This is a genomic window from Actinomycetospora sp., assembly GCF_055612215.1.
In genome coordinates this window covers 1-4,114 of the sequence record NZ_JBVPVA010000544.1, presented here as the reverse complement: position 1 = coordinate 4,114, position 4,114 = coordinate 1, and the positions used below count along the sequence as shown (strand labels likewise).

4 protein-coding genes are annotated in these 4,114 nt (G+C 72.0%); 2 read left to right on the top strand and 2 right to left on the bottom strand.

What is annotated here, in order from left to right; translation table 11 throughout:
* Positions 1-836: TolB-like translocation protein (locus AC0CYZ_RS15230; RefSeq protein ID WP_472216751.1), on the bottom strand; the 836-nt coding region annotated here is incomplete at its 3' end.
* Between the two features lie 220 nt (positions 837-1,056).
* Here AC0CYZ_RS15230 and AC0CYZ_RS15225 point away from each other — a divergent pair.
* Both AC0CYZ_RS15225 and recR read left to right on the top strand, forming a co-directional pair.
* A complete protein-coding gene (locus AC0CYZ_RS15225; protein ID WP_472216755.1) occupies positions 1,057-1,392 on the top strand; it encodes a YbaB/EbfC family nucleoid-associated protein in 336 nt (111 codons plus the stop codon).
* Between the two features lie 6 nt (positions 1,393-1,398).
* Positions 1,399-2,028, top strand: coding sequence for a recombination mediator RecR (recR, locus tag AC0CYZ_RS15220; protein ID WP_472216749.1), 630 nt, complete (start codon positions 1,399-1,401; stop codon positions 2,026-2,028).
* A gap of 43 nt (positions 2,029-2,071) precedes the next feature.
* Here the strand turns inward: recR and leuA are convergent, their stop codons facing one another.
* Positions 2,072-3,859 (bottom strand): 2-isopropylmalate synthase, encoded by a 1,788-nt coding sequence (gene leuA, locus AC0CYZ_RS15215; protein ID WP_472216753.1) that lies wholly within the window; start codon positions 3,857-3,859, stop codon positions 2,072-2,074.
* Positions 3,860-4,114 lie beyond the last annotated feature (255 nt).

Genomic DNA, 4,114 nt, shown 5'->3' with positions numbered 1-4,114 from the left:
GCGTCGTGGATCGCGAGCCGGGAGGCGCCGTCGTCGTCGGTGACGACGAGCAGGTGCGTGCCGTCGGGGGAGAGGCGGCCGGTGACGTCGTGGGCGTCGTCGATGACGAGCCAGTCGAGCGCGCCGGTGTCCGGGTCGAGGCGGGCGATTCCGGTGCGGTCGCGGCCGGCGTTGGTGGTGACGACCGCGGCCGAGGAGTCGGGGAGCCACTGCAGGCCGCCGAACAGGGCGGGCTCGTCGGCCGGGGTGACCTCGCGGGTGTCGGCGCCGGCGAGCAGCAGTACCTGGGAGCTCATGGCCGGGGTGCCGGGGCGGGTCATCAGCGCGCGGGATCCGTCGGGCGCGACGGCCGCGCCGCCCACCATGCCCCCGCCGTCGTAGAGGACCGTCTCCGTGCCCGTCGCGACCTCGCGCAGCACGAGGTCGAAGTCGACGCCGTTGCGGCGGTTCGTCGCGTACACCACGCGCCCGCCCTCGAGGACCTCTGCGAGCGAGTGGATGTACCGGGCGTCGCGGACGAGCGGTTCGAGGTCGTCCTCGCCGAGCGCGTCGGTGACCTCGTCGGGGCGCAGGAGGGACAGCTGGGCGCGCTCGTCGCCGGCGGAGTCGTGGGAGACGACGACGGTGCGGGGCGAGACCCCCTTGAGGTAGCGGCCCGAGCACGTGCCGGGGAGCGCGGTCAGGGTGTGCCGCGTGCCGTCCGGGCCGAGCTCGACGACCTGTACCGACCCGGAGGTGTCGTCACCGGCGAGGACGTGGCCGTCGGCGCCGACGTCGAACGCGCGCCAGGTGCGGGCGGAGAGCAGGCGGTGGACCAGGTCGGCGGTGTCGCTCACGGGCGCCACTCTGCCCGACGTCGGCCGGAGGGGTCGGTGCAAGCGAAGCGTCGTCGCTTGCAGCCAGTGGCAGTAAAGCCCCGTCGTCGCCGACGGCCAGTGGCAGTAAAGCCCCGTCGTCGCGGACGACCAGTGACAGGAAAGCCCCGTCATCGCCCGGCCTCGTCGTCCCGCACCGCGCACGCCCTACCCTGGGGGCGTGCAGCCAGGACAGCCGGACATGCCCGACATGGGCGCTCTTCTGCAGCAGGCCCAGGCCATGCAGGAGCAGCTCATGAACGCCCAGGCCGAACTCGCGGAGACCGAGGTGACCGGCCAGGCCGGCAACGGCCTCGTCACGGTCACCCAGACCGCCGCGGGCGAGGTCCGCGGCATCACCATCGACCCGAAGGTCGTCGACCCCAGTGACGTCGAGACGCTGCAGGACCTCGTCCTCGGCGCCCTCGCCGACGCCGCCGACAACGCCGCGCAGCTCCAGGCCGAGAAGATGGGCCCGCTCGCCGGCGGGCTGGACATGGGCGGCGGGGGTCTCGGCGGCCCCCAGCTGGGGGCGTAGCCGACCTTGTTCGAGGGCCCGGTCCAGGACCTGATCGACGAGCTCGGCCGGCTCCCCGGGGTCGGCCCGAAGAGCGCGCAGCGCCTGGCGTTCCACATCCTCGCCGCCGAGGAGGCCGACATCACGCGGCTGCAGGACGCCCTGGCGAAGGTCAAGGCCGGCGTCGTGTTCTGCGAGGTGTGCGGAAACGTCAGCGAGAAGCAGCGCTGCCGCATCTGCGCGGATGCGCGGCGAGACGCGACGCTGGTGTGCGTCGTCGAGGAGCCCAAGGACGTGATGGCCGTGGAACGGACCCGGGAGTTCCGGGGTCGCTACCACGTCCTGGGCGGGGCCCTGGACCCGATGGGCGGCATCGGCCCCGACCAGTTGCGGGTGCGTGAACTGCTGCGCCGCATCGGCGGGACGCCGACCGTCGAGGGCGGCGAGCCGGAGCCCGAGATCGCCGAGGTCATCCTCGCGATGGACCCGAACACCGAGGGCGAGGCTACGGCGACCTACCTGGTGCGCCTGCTCCGCGACTTCCCCGGGCTCACCGTGACCAAGCTGGCCAGTGGCCTGCCGATGGGCGGTGACCTCGAGTTCGCCGACGAGCTCACGCTCGGCCGCGCGCTGGCAGGGCGCCGGGGCGCCATGTGAACGGATCTGGTCGCCGGAACGACCAAATCCGTTCACATGCGCGCTAGCGCATCGCCCGGTTCACCGCCGACACCACGGCCTTGAGCGACGCGGTGAGGATCGAGCCGTCGATGCCGATCCCCCACACCTCGACGTCCCCGACGGCGGCCTCGACGTAGGCCGCGGCCCGCGCGTCGTCGCCCGCCGACATCGCGTGTTCGGCGTAGTCGAGGACGCGGACGTCGTAGCCCACCGTCGCGAGCGCGTCGACGAACGCCGCGATCGGCCCGTTCCCGACACCCGAGACCTCGTGCACGTCACCCTCGACGCGCAGCGTGGCCTCCAGCTCGGCCTTGCCGTCGTCGTGGGTCGAGACGCGCGAGCGCACGAGCTCCAGCGGCGTGCGCCGCATCAGGTACTCCTCGGCGAAGATGTCGTACATCTCCTTCGCCGAGACCTCCCCGCCCTCGGTGTCGGTCTGCTCCTGGACCCGGCGCGAGAACTCGATCTGCAGACGGCGCGGCAGCTCCATCTGGTGCTCGGTCTTCATCAGGTAGGCGACGCCGCCCTTGCCCGACTGCGAGTTGACCCGGATGACCGCCTCGTACGTGCGGCCGACGTCCTTCGGGTCGATGGGCAGGTACGGCACCTCCCACGGGTGCTCGTCGATCCCGTGCCCGGCGTTCGCCGCCTCGGTCCGCATCGCCTCGAGGCCCTTGTTGATCGCGTCCTGGTGCGAGCCGGAGAACGCGGTGAAGACGAGGTCCCCGCCCCAGGGGTGGCGCTCGCCGACGGGCAGCTGGTTGCAGAACTCGACGGTGCGCCGGACCTCGTCGATGTCGGAGAAGTCGATCTGCGGGTCGATCCCCTGGCTGAACAGGTTCATGCCCAGGGTCACCAGGCAGACGTTGCCGGTGCGCTCGCCGTTGCCGAACAGGCAGCCCTCGACGCGGTCCGCGCCGGCCTGCACCCCGAGCTCGGCGGCGGCGACGCCGGTGCCCCGGTCGTTGTGCGGGTGCAGCGACAGGATGATCGAGTCGCGGCGGGCGAGGTTGCGGTGCATCCACTCGATGGAGTCCGCGTAGACGTTCGGGGTCGCCATCTCCACCGTGGCCGGCAGGTTGACGATCATCGGCTTCTCGGGCGTGGGCTCCCACACGTCGCCGACCGCGTCGACGATCTCCTTGGCGTAGGAGAGCTCGGTGCCGGTGTAGGACTCCGGCGAGTACTGGAAGCGCCAGTCCGTCCCCGGCCGCTTCTCGGCCTCGGCGCGCACCAGCGCCGCGGCGTCGGTCGCGATCTTCGTGATCCCGTCACGGTCGGAACGGAACACGACGCGCCGCTGCAGGATCGACGTCGAGTTGTAGAGGTGGACGACGGCGGAGTGCGCGCCCTCCAGCGAGTCGAACGTCCGCACGATCAGCTCGGGGCGGGCCTGGGTCAGGACCTGGATGCGGACGTCGGCCGGGACCGCGTCCTGGGTGATGATCTCGCGGACGAAGTCGAAGTCGGTCTGCGAGGCGGCCGGGAAGCCGACCTCGATCTCCTTGTAGCCCATGCGGACGAGCAGGTCGAACATGCGGCGCTTGCGGGCGGGCGACATCGGGTCGATCAGCGCCTGGTTGCCGTCGCGCAGGTCGACCGCGCCCCACAGCGGGGCCTTCGTGACGACCGTGTCCGGCCAGGTGCGGTCGGGGAGCGAGACCTTCTCGACGACGTCGGCGAAGGGCTTGTAGCGGTGTACCGGCATGCGGCTGGGCCGCTGGGTGTTCCAGAAGGGCTGCTCGGCGGGGATCTCGCCGTCGGGGTGGACGACGGTGTTGCGGATGTCGCCGATCGGACCGTCGGGCATCGACGTGGACATGCTCATGGGTTCGTGATCTCCGTGCGGCGGTGCAGGGATCCCGGGCCGGACGGCGCGGGAGGCGACCGGCGAGCACGCGTCACCCGCGGCGGGGAGCCGGTCTCGGTCAGGCCCCGCCGCGGCTGGGAAGGAGCAGCACGCGGAACATCGCCCATCACGGTAGACCCACTGGCCCCGTCCACGGCAAGCGGCACCCTGGGCGACACCCGCTGCGCGTCCGACCCCCGACCGTGATGACCGCTG

Bases quoted from the DNA above. Each gene is read 5' to 3' on its own strand.
- AC0CYZ_RS15225 (WP_472216755.1), top strand. From the start codon at position 1,057: ATGCCCGACATGGGCGCTCTTCTGCAGCAGGCCCAGGCCATGCAGGAG.
- leuA (WP_472216753.1), bottom strand. From the start codon at position 3,859: ATGCCCGACGGTCCGATCGGCGACATCCGCAACACCGTCGTCCACCCC.